Below are 12917 nucleotides of genomic sequence, written 5' to 3' on the forward strand. Positions count from 1 at the left end.
GCGGAACAGCCGCAGGATGTCGGTGAGGGTATCTGGCACGCTACTTTTTGTGGCTTACTGGTTGTTGGGATTCTGTCTCTGGCTTATCTTCACGATGTAAAAGCTCTGGGAGCTTACTCAAAAAGCCATAGGCACACAGTGCATCGATATTTATTTTGCTATCTCGGGTTATGGGCGTTTCGGGAACTAATTGATCGATCATTTCCAGTCTACTAATCAACTGTTCTTGGGTTTTCATTAATTCCTCATGACGTTTTAAACTCTCTTCCAATTGTTTCTTAACTAAAATCAATTCTGCTTCTGTGGCACAAATACGATCAGCAACTTGAGTAAAACTTTGCTCTTTATTTTTTACAAAGTTTTCCAGACGTTGGTGGAAGACTTCTCGTTGTTGCGCATCATTAATTACAGTACTTGAAAGAGTTTGTACCGCTATTTGCAATGTTGAAGTGAGCTTTCTGGTCTTATCTAACTCATCCTCTAATTGCTTTCTTTTAACTGTTAACTCATCAACTTGCAAGGTTAATAACTGCGTGCATCGCTCATGCTGTTGTTTTAATGCATCTACTTCAATTACGGTCGCTTCATATTGTTGCTGATTCAATACCAGATCTTTTTTTAGCTCTTCAGCTCTTAATTCCAAGTGCTCTTTATTTTGTCGCAAATGTTTCTCTGTGATTATATAGCTTTCAATTTGTACGCTCAGATTATAGGTTTCATCAGATAGCTTATTGATATTAAGTGTCAGCCGTGTGTTTTCTTGTTGAAACTTTTCAACCTCTGATGCTAGCTTTTGGCGAATTATGTCTAAGGACTGAATAGTTAATACCAATACATCCGCAATCTCAAAAACCCCTTTTTTTAGTTTTTCTGTAATTATCTTGGTGTTTTCATAATGATCTTCAAATACGACGCCAGTGGTAATATAGGCTCCAGCACTTAATCCACTGAGCGTGATAAGAAAACCAACATTGGCTGCAACGCCTATAACCAAAGTAGGGGTGGTAACTAAAATTCCCCCAAAAATCTTTTCCCATAAAGAGAGGCTGCCCCAATATTTAGTGATTGATGTGAGTATGCTTGGGTTTTGCTCTAGTGAGTCAATAATAGCATCTAAGCTATTTCTGACTTGGATCAACAACTCATTTGATGGAGCAATTGACTCAAGGCCATTAGTATTTTGATCAAAAGAATTGGGGTCTAATATGATTTTTTTTGCAGCATCAGAAAATTGTAATTGTGAAAGTACATGTTCTGCATTGTGCTTTTTTTTATCTGCCTGTACTAACTCTGCAAGCTTGTGTTCTGTCGTCGCCATAGCTCACTCCATGTTGTTAAGAATTTCCATATAATGACTATTTTTAATCACAAATTCCGTAGAGAAGCAAGTAAAATATTAAGTTTTGTAAAATCGGTTAATTTATTAAGTAAGAGGATGCTGGTTGGGCCGAGCGGTATCTGGCCCTTCAATCCTGTATTAGGCTGCGCTAATACAGGCTACATCGATACTATTTTGAGATCTCTTTTGAGAAGCATTCCATTTCTATAGATACTCGTTCGCATTGCTCGGCGAAAAAGCCTGTTTTTCTCAAAGCATTTCCGTGCATAACTAATGAATGGGAATAGCCAAATGAAGGCAAATATAAAATAATCCCTAATATCATTTCCATAAGTCCCGCTATGTTAGTGAGTTTAGAATGTTTTACTTTTAGCTCTTTAGCGAGCAACTCATAATTTCTGATGGACTCCTCTGTGGGGGAAATAATCAGTTCGGAGGTGCGTGAAACCGCTTCAAGTAACAGACGTTTTTCATTAATATTTATATCATCTAGTGCACTTATCATCGTAAGTAATTGATAAGCATGCTCTTTAATCCCCGGGTTGATCGGGGAAGAATCGAGTAGCACTCTTTCTTGCATAATTCGAGCAGGGAGCAATTCTTTGACGCGTGAATGAGGGCAATTCATATCACGCCAATAAATTAACCATGATTTGCCTTGCTCTAAAACCAATTGTGTATAATGCGCCTGAACATAAGCATCTAAAGCATTCCATATAATCTGACGGTGAAAATTCATTCCTCGTCCTTTGACCATCGCTGCCGCAGCATCTAAAGAGCGCTCAAACTCTTCTTTAGTGAGTGGATAATCAGACTCAAAAGATTTAAGTAAATTAAAATAGGTAGAGGATACAGCACCTCGATCAATTGCATCTTTGCATGAAAAATTATAACTCTGTGGTTTGACTGTTCTAATAATATAGTCTGTAAGCTCATATTTTATAAAATGAAGCCAAACAGCTTGTTTCTGCGCGGTGGATAAATTGCTTTCAGGGGATATCCCTTGTTGGGCAAAACTTTTTACCAACAGCTTCGTTAGCTCCGCTTGTTCATTGTCGCGGTTCTTAAATAAAAGGGTTCTTGCTTTAGGGCTAATATAAAAATCAGAAACTCCACTTTGATGTAATTTACCTTCCGCAACCTCAAAAAGCTCTTTAAATACAGAATCAAAGGGATGTTCATCATCAGTAATTTGATAATTATGTGAGGCCATTATTCCTTCATGGGCGGGAAGGGTAATAACCATAACTTTTAACTCTGATTCATCCTCTAGCTTATGGAGGGTAAGCGTTAAATCACGCTCTTTAGCACCTGCAATATTTAAATCACTTCGATGATAGCCCAAATTATTAAAGTAAATATGATTTATTTGTTGTGATGATTCTTTCGCATTGATTCCCAGCCAGCGAATAAAGAGGGGGCTTACCCGTTCTTGCCCATTGTGTCGTTGGGCTTGGGTACTAAAACGATATTCAATGGGATCATCCGTAGTTTTATAGAGAAAATTTTTAATTGTTGGAATATTTGTAGAAAGTTGTGGTTTAAAATTTCGTGAAAACAAAGAGAAGAGCCGATTAAATAAACCCTCAGCATCTGCAGGGGACCTTTCGTTTACAGTATTTTCTGGATTGCTTAGCTGTTTTCTAATTAGGCTGCTGGTGTTCGACGCAAAAGGGCGCGCCTGTGATGAAAGTGCATTTATCCATCCTGCTAATTCACCTTCCAGTATATGATTGTCGTTATGGTAAATAAATTTAACTAATTGATCTAATGCATCATTTTGTTCGGCAGTGAGAGGAGCTTCTTTTTCAATTAATTGTTCTAAAGACGTAATAATGGAGGAGTATAAGTTTCCATAAGGAGTATTTTCATTATAAGCTTCCTCGAGGCAGTGCTCTAATTGTTGAAATTCGGGCAGTAACTCCCTAAGAGTTGCATTTAATGCGGGTTTTAATTGAAGAAAATAGGCATAGCAGTTACGATTGTGTACCGCATCGCTAGATAATAATTGAGTGGGTGCAGTAGTGGTCATAACGCGGACTCCGCTGGGCAAATATTCATCATTATATTGAAAATAAAGGCACAATGGAAGTGGGTGTGCATTTCTCTGCAAATTTTTTGTTTTAAGGTAAAATTGTGAAAAATTATAGTTGTCTTGATGTGTGTCATTCTGATTGGAAAAGTATTTTGAACCAGGCTTTAGACGCTATGGACAAAGAGTACTTACAACAATTAATGGATAATCCTAGTTGGCTTCCTGGTACTGAGCGTATTTTTTCCGCATTTAGTTTACCCATGGCGAGCACTCAGTATATTTTATTTGGTGAATCTCCATACCCGCGTCAGCAATCAGCTAATGGCTATGCTTTTTGGGACAGTGCTGTTGGTGATTTATGGAGCTCTAAAGGCTTAAGTACTCCCGTGAATCGTGCCACCTCATTACGTAACTGGATTAAAATGATGCTCGTTGCACGTGGGGATTTGTCTATTGATAATACGTCACAAGAACGTATTGCACAGTTAGATAAAAACAGCTTAGTTAAAACAGGAGAGCAACTATTCCAAGGCATGATGAATAAAGGAATTTTATTACTTAATGCCTGTTTAGTTTATAGCGAAGGAAAGGTGCCTTATCATGCGCGTCAATGGAAACCCTTTATGCAAAGTTTTCTAAGTCAATTAGCGGTTATTAAACCGACTATAGAATTAATTTTATTAGGGAAAATTGCAGAAACCATTTCCCAAGATCAATTTCCCATAGGATTGCGTGCGGAACATCCATATAATGTGAGTTTTATAAGCAATCCGAATGTGATTGAATTTTTTAAACCCCTGGACTTAATGTCATTATGAATAAATCAACAATAAATGCAGAGGAAGTAAATAAATTTGCGCAACATGCGAAGCACTGGTGGAATCCTGAAGGGCCACTAAAGACCCTACATGATATTAATGGGACTCGCTTAGAGTTTATCGCTCAGCATGCCACATTAAAGGATGCCACTGTTTTAGATGTTGGCTGTGGTGGTGGGATTTTATGTGAAGCTCTGGCAAAGTCCGGAGCGAATGTTACAGGTATTGATGCCGAGCAAGATGCCATTCACACAGCCCAAGAGCATGCGAAAGGCAATAAGTTATCAATCGACTATTTTTGTACTCCTGTTGAACAGTATGAAGGTAAGCAATTTGATGTGATTACTTGTATGGAAATGTTGGAGCATGTAGAAAATCCACACCTGGTTTTTGAGCATTGTAAGCGATTGCTAAAGCCTAATGGTTTTTTGTTTTTATCCACGATCAGCCGCACCTTAAAGGCTTACGCCAGCGCAATTATTGCGGCCGAATACCTATTGAATCTGCTACCTAGGCAAACGCATGATTACAGCAAATTTATAAAGCCCAGTGAATTGATTGCCATGGGACGGTCTTTTGATTTTGAGTTGGTGGATATGAAGGGGATGGATTACAACCCTATATTGAGAACTGCTTCTTTAGGGGCAGATGTGCGGGTGAATTATTTAGTTGCTTTGCGCATGCCCGAGAGTCCAGCTTAATGTTTGCTGGGCTTTACAGCCCAGCTTTCGTACCACTTATTAGTCTACAATTAACTGCGTCATTAACTAGCTAGCAGCGCTCTCAGTATCTTTTTTCTTATTATAGCGTTCCTGAAATCTCTGGTACGCATATTTAGCCTGTTCCGTTGTTACTACATCAACTTCATTTCCATAAATGTCCACACGGGCGGTGTTTTCCTTTTGGCAGGTTAAATAAGAAGGAGAGGCGCTGTAATAACTTAATGCTTCGCGAAGCGCTTTCTTGCTAAAGGGAGGCGAATCGAGGCGCTCATAGAAATCAATTATGTCGTCAAAAATTCCAATCTTTAGCGGTTTAATTTGGCTTCCCTTTTTAAAGAACGCACTAGGGAAGTGTTCGATTAACCAATCTATAATTTGTAACTTATCTTTTTTTATTGCAATTTGTTGCTGCTTATCCATCATTTTGCTCTAAAGCGTTATCATTTGCCGAATAAGCTACCAATATCCTAGAGCAGAATCAAGCTTTGTGTGCAAGTTAAGCAATATTTATTGTTAAATTGTAAAACAAAAAAGACTTTATTGCTTAAGGATTTGTAAGAAATATCTCAATATGCCCGTGGAAAATGGGAGGTATTCCTTGCTTGTAAATTTATCGAACCCAATAAACTCTTGTTTTATAAGAACTTTCATTAATCTTTAATAGATTTAAAAATAAAAAGTAATATTTTTTTATATTTTTTTAGGGTTGCACTTCGTTAACACAATTGCTAAATTCAAAAGATGACTTATAGGGAAATTTAAGTCATGCAAATGGACTTGAATCAAACGGATTTGATTTTGTCAGGATGACTTATAAGGACTGGACGTTCTTATATGGATGACTGCGAAAAAAGCCAGGTTAAAACCTGGCTTTTTTATTTTAGCAAATAATTTTTTAGCCGACTAGATAGCCTGAGCGAGATAAGAATTTCTTGTCAGGAAAGTAAGCAAAAATTACAGAACCATTTTTAATGGTATTAATTACAGGCTTTGCTAATTTTTCAGAGATAGCAGGACACCCCCAAGATAAACCAGCGCGACCAGATTTGCGAATGAAGCCTGGCTCCATATACCAGGCACCATGCATTACCACACGTCGGTTGTACGCATTGTCATTGAATCCTTTATCCAGTCCCTGCAAATTTAATGAGTATCCTTTGTGACCAATGTAGGTATCTTGAGTAATGTAGGTTCCTAGACTAGATTGCTTACTAGAATTTGTATTTGAGAATTGGGTGGGTTTATTGCCCCCAGAATTTCTGCCATGCGCAACATACGTATTGTATAATAAGCGTTCTGAGTTGAGATCAAATACCCACATGCGTTCTTTGTTTGAAGGCAATGAATAATCAATTACTGTAAGGACGGGCTTCTTTACTGAACCTTTTTTGTTAGCATTGGTGTATGCGGTTAATGCGAGTTTTAATACGTTTTTATCTAACCTTGGAGCTTTAGCCGCCAAGTGTTGGAGTTTGGTGTTTAGCTCTGTTTCTGTGTTTGCAAAAGATGGGGTACTCGATGTTAAATTACCGGTTAACAGGACGGTTGAAATTAGAGTTAATAATGTATTCATACAGCTCCCTATTCTTATAAAATCACCGTTAGTGGTTCTTGAAAAAAACGGTGATTATATTAACAATTGAGGCAATTGTAAAATCACAAGATCTTTCCTTGTCCATAAGGGTGGAATATTATTCAATTCAGGAGCTTAGCAAAGTAAGCCAAAAGAGTATGAAACAATTACCAAGCTTTCTGCGCATAATTTATACAGATTCCAGGTTAATTAATAGCTCATTATGTTTAAAATTACACAAAATAGATTATAATTTACACAATGTTTACATTGAATTTGGCACGGTTGTTGCTTTATTGATGAGGCTAAAAATCATATAATACCGCAAAATTGCAGTGAGTTATTCCATTTTTCCTGGGGCTCATCTATGATGTCCCGTTGTTATTTTTTAGTTCGGAGAATACTATGCTTGAAAAGCAGACCATACAATTACCAGAAGGGGTACGCGCTGCTATTAATCATGCTTATCGCGGTGATGAGTTATCGTTGATAACAGAGCTTTGCGATAAAGCCGATTTAGATGCATCACAATTAGCTGCCATTAAAGCCAGCGCAACTAAATTAGTTGAGTCCGTACGCTCCGACCGTAAAAAGAGTACAGGGATCGATTCATTTTTAACTGAATATGCTTTATCCAGTGAAGAAGGGATTGCCTTAATGTGTTTGGCAGAAGCCTTATTGCGTGTGCCAGATAGTGCAACAATCGATGATTTGATTAAAGATAAGCTTGCTGGTGGTAATTGGAAGTCTCATATCGGCCAGAGCGATTCCTTTTTTGTTAACGCAACCACCTGGGCGTTAATGTTAACTGGAAAAGTATTAACTCCTGAAAAGGCAGAAAATACGTTGACCAAGTCCTTAATGAAAGTGGTTAATCGCAGTAGTGAGGCAGTAGTACGTACTGCTGTTGATAAAGCAATGCGAATCATGAGTAAACAATTTGTTAAAGGACGCACAATCAAAGAAGCATTGACCCGTGCTAAAAAGAAAGAAGCGATGGGGTATCGTCACTCTTATGATATGTTAGGAGAAGCTGCTTTAACTACCGTTGATGCTGCACGCTATTTTGAGGCTTACCGTGATGCAATTGAAACAATTGGTAAAGAGGCAGAGAAAAACTCCGATGTTTATCGACGCCCCGGAATCTCAATTAAGTTATCTGCTTTACACCCGCGTTATAGTGAAAGCCAATATGATCGTGTAATGGCTGAGTTACCTCCCAAGCTATTAGTGCTTGCGCGTTTAGCAAAAGAATATGGTATTGGCTTAACTATTGATGCCGAAGAGTCTGAGCGCCTGGATCTATCACTTGATGTGATGGAACGGGTTTTTGTTGATGACAGTTTGGATGGATGGAATGGCTTTGGCTTGGCAGTACAATCCTATCAAAAAAGAGCATTCTATGTATTAGATTGGGTTGCCGCTTTAGCTCGAAGCAAAAAACGCCGAATGATGGTGCGTTTGATTAAAGGTGCTTATTGGGATAGTGAAATTAAAAAATCGCAAATGCAGGGACTCGCAGAATATCCTGTATTTACTCGCAAAGTGTTTACCGATGTATCGTTCCAAGCCTGTGCTAAAAAAATACTCACAATGACGGATGCTATTTATCCCCAGTTTGCAACGCATAACGCGTATTCTGTAGCGATGATTCTAAATATCACTGGAAGCTACCGCGACTTTGAATTCCAATGTTTACATGGAATGGGAAGTGAGCTTTATCAACAAGTCGTTCCAGCGAATTGCCATGGAATTCCTTGCCGTATTTATGCTCCAGTAGGAAGTCATGAAGATTTACTTCCTTATTTAGTACGCCGTTTGTTAGAGAATGGAGCAAACTCATCTTTTGTGAATCGTATTGTTGATGATAATGCTCCTATTGATTCTTTAGTTGAAGATCCAGTTGCCAAAGCACGTTCCTTGTTTAGCCGCCTTAATAAAAATATTCCATTGCCTAAAGATATTTTTGCTCCGCGCAAAAACTCGGAAGGTATTGATTTTAGTAACCGTTCTGAGCGCGCTCAACTACAAGAAATCTTAGCTGATTTTGCCAGCAAACAATGGACTTCAGGCCCAATAATTGCAGGGACTCCAGAGCCAGGTGATGCACAAAATGTACGCTCACCACAGCAGGCAGAGCGAATAGTGGGGATTGTACAGAATGCATCAGTTAATGATGTTGAAACCGCCTTATCCGCAGCGGTTAGCACATTTTCAAGTTGGGCAGAAACACCAGTTGAAGAGCGTGCTGCTTGCTTGGAGCGTTATGCCGATTTATTGCAAGAGAATGACGCTGAATTTTTAGCACTTGCGTGCCTTGAGGCAGGAAAAACTCTGAATGATGGAGTCGCAGAACTACGCGAAGCCATTGATTTTTGCCGTTATTACGCCAAATTAGCTCAAGAAATTTTAATCCCCAAGAGTTTAACTGGATATACCGGTGAGCTCAATGAGCTGAGCTTACATCCACGTGGTATCGTACTCTGTATTAGTCCCTGGAACTTCCCCTTAGCAATCTTTACTGGTCAGGTCGTTGCGGCATTAGTTACTGGTAACTGTGTGATAGCAAAACCTGCCGAACAGACTCCATTGATTGCGGCCTTAGCGGTGAAGTTAATGCATCAAGCTGGCGTTCCTGCTGGTGCAATGCAATTACTGCCGGGTGATGGAGAAACAGTGGGAGCTGCTTTAGTGGCCGATAAACGAATTAAGGCGGTATTGTTTACTGGTTCTACAGAGACTGCGAATTTAATTAATCGTACTTTAGCAACGCGGGGGGGAGAAATTGTTCCCTTAGTTGCGGAAACAGGCGGTCAAAATGCGATGCTGGTTGATTCGTCTGCCTTATTGGAGCAGGTTGTTGTTGATGCGGTGAATTCAGCGTTCGGAAGTGCAGGGCAGCGTTGTTCTGCATTACGTGTGTTGTTTGTTCAAGAAGAAGTTTATCCGCGTACTATGGCACTGTTGAAAGGAGCAATGGAGGAGTTAGTTGTTGGGGAACCTCAATGGTTGGTAACGGATGTAGGCCCAGTGATTGATAAACCCGCTTTATCCGTGCTAAAGGCCCATGTGGATAATATGAAAAAACGCTATGAGGTGATTTACCAATGTCGTTTAGATGAGTCATTAGAATCTGGATATTTTATGCCGCCAACAGCACTTGCACTGGATAGCATTGACTCTTTAGAAAAAGAGGTATTTGGTCCTGTATTGCATGTGGTTAAATTTAAGCGTAAAGATTTGGGTAAAGTAATTGGGCAAATTAATGCAACCGGTTATGGCTTAACTTTAGGAATTCATAGCCGCATTAATGAAACGGTTGAGTACATTAGAAAGCACATTCATGCTGGAAACTGCTATGTAAACCGTAACATGACTGGAGCTGTGGTTGGTTTGCAACCTTTTGGTGGTGAGGGATTATCTGGTACTGGTCCTAAAGCGGGCGGGCCAAACTACTTGGTTAGACTTTGCCATGAGCGTACTTATACGGTAGATACGACAGCTGCTGGTGGTAATGCCAGCTTAATGTCTTTGCCAGATTGAGTCACATCATTTTGCTTTGTTCCCGTATGCTGCATTAATACGGGCTACGGGTTTTCTTTTGGTACGCAATCCAAACTTCTGGGATTGCGTCGCTTTTTTTGCAATGTCGAATGATTAGCTATTGCTTTAAGGCTTCTATTGCTTCTTGCATTTTGGCGGGGATAACAACAGGGTCTTGAATGGCTATAGCATAAAGATCAGAAACACCCGTGCTGTAAATACATTCATGATAATAAATACCTGAGCCATTCATAGTGCTTAAGGCAAAATAGGCTGCTTCTAAAGCCGCTTCACGGGTAGCAACTGCAAATGGCCCCATGACAAAACCCCAATTTGTATCAGTATTATAATTGCTGAGCTTATAAGCAAAATAATGATTTTTAGTACCAAAGGCTACAGAGAAACCACCTAATTGGATTTCTTTAAGGTCTGGGCATACGGGAGCAGCGAAAGCGGATCCTGCAAGAAAAGCCCCGGCTAATAGTGATAATTTAATACTGAATTTCATAAAGACTCCATTAATTATTATTTTTAAGTCGGTGTCCAGGACACGTGCATTGGTATTTTAAGCGATATACTTCTAGTAATAAATGAACATTTAGCCAAAAAGGGAATAATGAATACAGTACGTGTTTTTTTCGCTATTCGTCCGCCTCCGGCAATGAATGAACAGTTAGGACGCATTTTGGAGTGTGCTCTAGGGGTATTTCCCACGAAAACACTTAGATGGATTGATTTAGAGCATCTACATTGTACCTTGCAATTTATTAATGCCATTCCTCAGGAGCAGATCACCGTGCTTATCGCGCGCGTTACTACCTTAGTAAAGAGCCTGTCTTCATTTTGGTTGTATTTGGGTCCACTGGAGTGGTTTCCAAGTCTAGAGCATCCTAAAATTCTTTCATTAGCTGTAGAGCCTCAAGAAACACTACAGCGATTGTCTGGGCTCCTTAACCAGACTCTTGTTGAATCGGGATGTACTGTTGAGACTCGTCCATTTCGGGGGCATCTGTCTATGGGGAGGGTTCTAAAGCAGAATTTACCCAAAGAGGGGATAAAACAAATTAAGAATACTGTGCTCTCACCCGTTTTAATTGATAAAATTTATCTTATTGAAAGTCGGCCAACGCAAGGAGGGCGTTTATATTGTACTTTAGCAGAGTTTAATTTAGCCTAATTTAGGTTAATATAGAGGATCTTTAAACGATAAGGAACGTCAATGTTACGGATATTATTTTTATTCACGCTCTTATTTTCTTCTTTATGTAGCGCGCACGATAAAGAAATTGCTATCACTATAGATGATTTGCCCCTGGTTGCTTCACAAATGAATACGCCAGGCAATAAGCAACGCTCAACGGAGCGCTTTGCACAAATCATCCAGGCATTCCAAAAATACAAGGTTCCTGCCACGGGTTTCGTTATTGCTGGGGCGATTGAGAAAGGACAATGGGATTTTCTTGAGCAATTTCGGCAAGCAGGATTTATGTTGGGAAATCACACTTATTCGCATTACAACTTGAATCAAATGAGCGCGGAGAAATACATTGGCGATGTGGATCGTGCGGATAAGATTCTTGCGCCGATTATGACGGAGCCTAAATACTTCCGTTATCCTTATCTGGCTGAAGGAAATAAAAAGACCAAACAACAGGTTTATGATTATCTGAATGAGCATCACTACGTCATAGCTCCTGTGACAATTGATAGTAAAGATTATGAATTTAATAAAATGGCGTATGGAGTTCCTTTTCGCACACGAGCAGCTTATATCCAAAAATTAAAAGCGCGTTATTTAGCCTTCATTTGGAAGCAAACTCTTTTAGCTGAGAAAAAAAGCGGTGGGAAAAATGGCAAGCAAATATTGCTTATTCATGCTAATTTGCTTAATAGTTATTTGTTAGTTGATGTGCTCGAAATGTATCAAAAAAATGGATATAAATTTATTAGTTTAACAGATGCATTAAAAAATCCTGCTCCAGCACTTAATCTTCCTGCCGTGCATGATCAAAAAGATGAAAATGGCAGTAATGGCTTAGAAACGTTGTTAGATGATGAGATGTTATATATTAATTAAGTGAGGACCTTGTATGTTAATATTAGCAATCTGTTTGTTTCTTTTGGCAGCAACCTTTGGTTTAGTTATTTTAGTCGCTATATTGCAGGACTTACCTGCGAATAAAATCGCTTTGGTAGGGCATGGTTTGGCTGCGGGGATCGCGGTTTCAGTCATGTTCGCTTATTTAATCATTTATGGGACAGCTCCTTTATTGCTTGCAAGTTTGATTTTATTTTTGCTTGCGGCAATGGGTGGGTTAACTTTATTTATTATGGGACGTAAAAAGATGAAAGTTCCCAAGCTACTAGTTATTATTCATCCTTTGGTTGCCTTGGCGGGATTAATTACCTTAATTATCTATGTTTTACCCTAAGACTAGCCAACTGACTCTTGATACATCTCTCCTCCTTTACTTGCAGACAAGTCCCAGGAGGAGTGTATTAGTAAAGGGATATAGCGGCCAGTTGTTTGCAACCAGACTCTTCGCTTATGAACGCTCATAAAATTTTAGTGCTAAAGTTCCATGAGTAACTGCAGCTCCAGCACGTAAATTAGCAGCAATAAAGCAGGCCTCCGCAACTTCTTCTCGTGTTGCTCCTGCACGTTTTGCGGCGGCAGTATGTACTTCTAAGCAATAGGGGCATTGGGTGGTAAATGCGACGGCCAGTGCCATTAATTCACGATATTTTTTGGGAATCGCACCGTCGTTGCGATTAAATGCGGTATTTAAGGATAAATATCCATCTGCTTCGGGCTTGGCCAGCCCAAAAAGATCTTTGAGGCGTGCTAGATCGGCATGTTCATGATAATCAGCCATGATTTCTTCTC

At 39.4% G+C, this 12917-nt stretch carries 12 protein-coding genes; 6 read left to right on the top strand and 6 right to left on the bottom strand.

The window, feature by feature from the left end; genetic code table 11:
• Positions 1 to 40 precede the first annotated feature (40 nt).
• Positions 41 to 1318 carry a LegC2/C7 family Dot/Icm T4SS effector gene (locus ACD661_RS03245; RefSeq protein ID WP_400186266.1) on the bottom strand — a complete coding sequence of 426 codons (1278 nt, stop codon included), beginning with the start codon at positions 1316 to 1318 and terminating at the stop codon, positions 41 to 43.
• A gap of 190 nt (positions 1319 to 1508) precedes the next feature.
• Positions 1509 to 3371, bottom strand: a complete 1863-nt coding sequence (locus tag ACD661_RS03250; RefSeq protein WP_400186267.1) for a hypothetical protein — start codon at positions 3369 to 3371, stop codon at positions 1509 to 1511.
• Between the two features lie 104 nt (positions 3372 to 3475).
• Between ACD661_RS03250 and ACD661_RS03255 the strand changes: the two genes are divergently transcribed.
• Together ACD661_RS03255 and ubiG are read left to right on the top strand one after the other, a co-directional pair.
• Positions 3476 to 4192 carry a uracil-DNA glycosylase family protein gene (locus ACD661_RS03255; protein WP_400186268.1) on the top strand — a complete coding sequence of 239 codons (717 nt, stop codon included), beginning with the start codon at positions 3476 to 3478 and terminating at the stop codon, positions 4190 to 4192.
• On the top strand, positions 4189 to 4893 hold the full coding sequence (ubiG, locus tag ACD661_RS03260) for a bifunctional 2-polyprenyl-6-hydroxyphenol methylase/3-demethylubiquinol 3-O-methyltransferase UbiG (protein WP_400186270.1): 705 nt from the start codon (positions 4189 to 4191) through the stop codon (positions 4891 to 4893). Before ACD661_RS03255 ends, ubiG begins: the two co-directional genes overlap by 4 nt.
• A 66-nt stretch (positions 4894 to 4959) precedes the next feature.
• Here ubiG and ACD661_RS03265 read toward each other — a convergent pair whose 3' ends face one another.
• Positions 4960 to 5334: a ProQ/FinO family protein gene (locus ACD661_RS03265; protein WP_400187220.1), complete on the bottom strand. Its 375-nt coding sequence runs from the start codon at positions 5332 to 5334 to the stop codon at positions 4960 to 4962.
• Positions 5335 to 5809: 475 nt separating this feature from the next.
• The gene (locus tag ACD661_RS03270) at positions 5810 to 6487 is read right to left on the bottom strand and encodes a murein L,D-transpeptidase catalytic domain family protein (RefSeq protein WP_400186272.1); all 678 of its coding nucleotides are present in this window, start codon (positions 6485 to 6487) and stop codon (positions 5810 to 5812) included.
• Positions 6488 to 6892: 405 nt separating this feature from the next.
• Here ACD661_RS03270 and putA point away from each other — a divergent pair, with 405 nt between their 5' ends.
• Positions 6893 to 10030, top strand: a complete 3138-nt coding sequence (gene putA, locus ACD661_RS03275) for a bifunctional proline dehydrogenase/L-glutamate gamma-semialdehyde dehydrogenase PutA (protein WP_400186274.1) — start codon at positions 6893 to 6895, stop codon at positions 10028 to 10030.
• A 118-nt stretch (positions 10031 to 10148) separates the two neighbouring features.
• Here the strand turns inward: putA and ACD661_RS03280 are convergent, their stop codons facing one another.
• Complete coding sequence (locus tag ACD661_RS03280) at positions 10149 to 10538, bottom strand: DUF4949 domain-containing protein (protein ID WP_400186275.1); 390 nt, start codon at positions 10536 to 10538, stop codon at positions 10149 to 10151.
• 108 nt (positions 10539 to 10646) lie between these two features.
• Here ACD661_RS03280 and thpR point away from each other — a divergent pair, with 108 nt between their 5' ends.
• From thpR to ACD661_RS03295, 3 genes are read left to right on the top strand one after another with little or no spacing between them, the layout of a single operon-like run.
• The gene (gene thpR / locus ACD661_RS03285; protein ID WP_400186277.1) at positions 10647 to 11207 is read left to right on the top strand and encodes an RNA 2',3'-cyclic phosphodiesterase; all 561 of its coding nucleotides are present in this window, start codon (positions 10647 to 10649) and stop codon (positions 11205 to 11207) included.
• 42 nt (positions 11208 to 11249) lie between these two features.
• Positions 11250 to 12107 (top strand): polysaccharide deacetylase family protein, encoded by an 858-nt coding sequence (locus ACD661_RS03290; protein WP_400186278.1) that lies wholly within the window; start codon positions 11250 to 11252, stop codon positions 12105 to 12107.
• A 13-nt stretch (positions 12108 to 12120) separates the two neighbouring features.
• Positions 12121 to 12462: a hypothetical protein gene (locus ACD661_RS03295; RefSeq protein WP_400186280.1), complete on the top strand. Its 342-nt coding sequence runs from the start codon at positions 12121 to 12123 to the stop codon at positions 12460 to 12462.
• A 114-nt stretch (positions 12463 to 12576) separates the two neighbouring features.
• Here ACD661_RS03295 and ACD661_RS03300 read toward each other — a convergent pair whose 3' ends face one another.
• On the bottom strand, positions 12577 to 12906 hold the full coding sequence (locus tag ACD661_RS03300) for a carboxymuconolactone decarboxylase family protein (protein ID WP_400186281.1): 330 nt from the start codon (positions 12904 to 12906) through the stop codon (positions 12577 to 12579).
• Positions 12907 to 12917 lie beyond the last annotated feature (11 nt).

Origin of the sequence: Legionella lytica, from assembly GCF_044626755.1 — a bacterium.
GTDB classification, from domain to species: Bacteria; Pseudomonadota; Gammaproteobacteria; order Legionellales; family Legionellaceae; genus Legionella; species Legionella lytica_A.